This is a genomic window from Xanthomonas sp. SHU 166, assembly GCF_000364685.1.
GTDB classification, from domain to species: Bacteria; Pseudomonadota; Gammaproteobacteria; order Xanthomonadales; family Xanthomonadaceae; genus Xanthomonas_A; species Xanthomonas_A sontii.
Genome location: NZ_AQOJ01000863.1, coordinates 1 through 2,957 on the forward strand (window position 1 = coordinate 1; position 2,957 = coordinate 2,957).

Annotated in this window: 3 protein-coding genes; 2 read left to right on the plus strand and 1 reads right to left on the minus strand. The window is 69.5% G+C overall.

The window, feature by feature from the left end; genetic code table 11:
- Positions 1–1,060 (minus strand): MFS transporter (locus tag D180_RS19675; RefSeq protein ID WP_017914118.1); only part of this gene is annotated, 1,060 nt, incomplete at its 3' end.
- Between the two features lie 99 nt (positions 1,061–1,159).
- Here D180_RS19675 and D180_RS19680 point away from each other — a divergent pair.
- Complete coding sequence (locus tag D180_RS19680) at positions 1,160–2,071, plus strand: LysR family transcriptional regulator (RefSeq protein ID WP_017914119.1); 912 nt, start codon at positions 1,160–1,162, stop codon at positions 2,069–2,071.
- 277 nt (positions 2,072–2,348) lie between these two features.
- On the plus strand, positions 2,349–2,957 hold a 609-nt coding region (locus D180_RS19685), incomplete at its 3' end, for a porin family protein (RefSeq protein WP_017914120.1).

The window sequence follows — 2,957 nt, forward strand, 5'->3', positions numbered from 1 at the left end:
TGCCCAGGTTGAACGCACCGATGTTCAGGCTCGAGGCCAGATGCCGGCCGGTCTCGCCGGCCTTGCCCAGCACCCACACCTGCAGCGGCGCCACCGTGGCGAACGCGGCCACGCCCAGCAGGCCGATGCCCAGCGTCATCGCCGGCGCCGACGGCAAGGCGAGGGGCAGTGCCGCCAGCACCACCGCCAGCACGCCCAGGCTCAGCGGCAGCGCCTGCCGCGGGCGGCGGTCGGCCAGACGTCCGCCGAGCACGTTGCCGACGATCATGCCCACGCCGAACACCAGCAGCAGCGGCGACACCGCACTCTCGGAAACTCCAGTGACCTGGGTCAGCAGCGGCTGCACATAGGTGTACACGGCGAACACGCCGGCATAGCCCAGCACTGTCGTCGCCAGGCCCAGCAGCACCGGCGCGCGGCCGACCGCGCGCAGTTCCTCGCGTAGCGGCACGGCCGCCGGTGCGGCGCGGTCGGCCGGCACCAGCGCGGCGATCACTACGGTGGCCAGCGCGCCGATCCCCGCCACCGCCCAGAACGTGGCGCGCCAGCCATGGTGCAGGCCCAGCCAAGCCCCGGCCGGCACCCCGAGCAGGGTGGCGACGGTGAGGCCGGTGAACATGGTCGAGATCGCCGAGGCCTTGCGCTGCGGCGGCACCAGGGTGGTGGCGACCACCGCGCCAACGCCGAAGAAAGTGCCGTGCGCAAGCGAGGTCACCACCCGCGCCGCCATCAGCGCCGCGTAGCTCGGCGCCAGCGCGCAGGCCAGGTTGCCGGCGGTGAACACCAGCATCAGCGCCAGCAGCACGCGCTTGCGCGGCCAGCGCCGGCTGGCCACGGTCAGCAGCGGCGCGCCGAGGAACACGCCCAGCGCATAGCCGGAAATCAGCAGCCCTGCGGCGGGGACGCTGACCCGCAGGTCGGCGGCGACCTGCAGCAGCAGGCCCATGATCACGAACTCGGTGGTGCCGATGCCGAACGCGCCGGCGGTCAGCGCGAACAGCGCGATCGGCGTGCGCCCTGCAGCGGGTTGCTGGGGAGGTGGAGCGAGCGAGGCGGCCATGCGGCGGCTCCGGAAGTGACGGGAGGACGGCAGCCTAGGCCTGTAGGTTCTCAGCAAAAACAGTAAAAATATTGAACGACTTTCAATGGAATCCACACAATGGACCGGATCGGCGACATCGCCCTGTTCCTGCGCGTGCTCGACCTCGGCTCGATCAGCGCCGCCGCGCGCAGTCTGGACCTGTCGGTGGCGGTGGCCAGCCAGCGGCTGCAGCGGCTGGAGCGCGCGCTCGGCGTGCGCCTGCTGCACCGGACCACGCGGCGCCTGCACCCGACCCCCGAAGGCCTGCAACTGGCCGAACAGGGGCGGCCGCTGGTCGAGGACCTGGAATCGCTGGCCGGCGGCCTGCGCCAGGCCGGCGTCGTCGCCGCCGGCACCCTGCGGGTCACGATGTCGGCGGCGTTCGGCCGCCTGTATGTGTCGCCGTTGCTGCCGCGCTTCATGGCGCTGCATCCGCAGGTGCGGCTGAGCGTGCACCTGAGCGACAACGTCGTGGACCTGGTCAGCGAAGGCTTCGACCTGGCGATCCGCATCGGCACCCTGCGCGACTCCAGCCTGGTCGCGCGGCGCCTGGCCGGCAATCGGCGCATGCTCTGCGCCTCGCCCGACTACCTGCGCCGCCACGGCACTCCGGCCACGCCGGCCGACCTGGCCGCGCACGCCTGCCTGCTGCTGACCGGCAGCGACGGCCGCCAGGACACCTGGCGGCTGCAGGGACCCGACGGCGAAATCGCCGTCCGCGTGGCCGGGCCGCTGGAGACCAACTTCGGCGAGGTGCTGCGCGATGCCGCGGTCAACGGCCAGGGCATCGCCCTGCATTCGGAATGGCACGTGGCCGAGGACCTGCGGCAGGGGCGGTTGCGTCAGGTGCTGGCCGATTACCCGCTGACCGAAACCGGCATCCACGCGGTGATGCCGCAGCGCCGGCTGGTGCCGCCGCGGGTGCGGGCCTTCGTCGAGTTCATGCAGGCCGAGTTGGCCGACCCGCCGCCATGGGCGCGGCCGCGGTGAGAACTGGGTCGCCCTGCGGGCTGTTGTCTACGACCGCAAACGGTCATCTCCGTGCCGCATTGCGGGATTTCATCAACCTGTATAGGGTGTATCCACGGCCTAGGAGGGGCTGGCGTTGACTTTCACATGTTACGTGCTCGTTAACGCCATCTTCACTATGCCGCGCATAATGTGCGCGGCGATGGCGTGCGGAAACGGCCGTCTGGATGTGACGAGACATCTGTACTGAACCATGCCTCTACCGGTTTCTATCTCCCCGAAACAAGGAGTTGTATTAATGAACAAGAAAATTCTCACCGCCGCGTTGCTGGGCGGTCTGGCCGTCGCCCAGGCAGCGTCCGCGCAGGAATTCGACGACCGCTGGTACCTGACCGGTTCGGCTGGTTTCAACTTCCAGGACAAGGACCGCACCACCAACGATGCGCCCTTCGTCACCCTGGGCCTGGGCAAGTTCATCAACCCGAACTGGTCGCTGGACGGTGAGCTGAACTATCAGAACCCGAATTTCGACAAGAACCAGGACCTGAACTGGAGCCAGTACGGCATCTCGTTCGACCTGCGTCGCCACTTCATCCAGGAAGGCCGCGGCTGGAACCCGTACCTGCTGTTCGGCCTGGGCTACCAGCGCTCGGAAGAAGAGTTCGACACCGGCGGTCCGGTCTCCCCGGGCCAGCGCAAGGACGGCAACTTTGCCGCCAAGGCCGGCGTCGGTCTGCAGACCACCTTCGACAAGCGCGTTGCCGTGCGTGCCGAAGTGGCCTACCGCGCTGACTTCGACGACCAGAGCGTTGCCGCTCCGTCGCAGAACTGGTTCGGCGACGTGCTGGCTTCGGTCGGCGTCGTGATCCCGCTGGGCCCGCCGCCGGCTGCCCCGGTCGCCCCGCCG

Bases quoted from the DNA above. Each gene is read 5' to 3' on its own strand.
- D180_RS19680 (WP_017914119.1), top strand. From the start codon at position 1,160: ATGGACCGGATCGGCGACATCGCCCTGTTCCTGCGCGTGCTCGACCTC.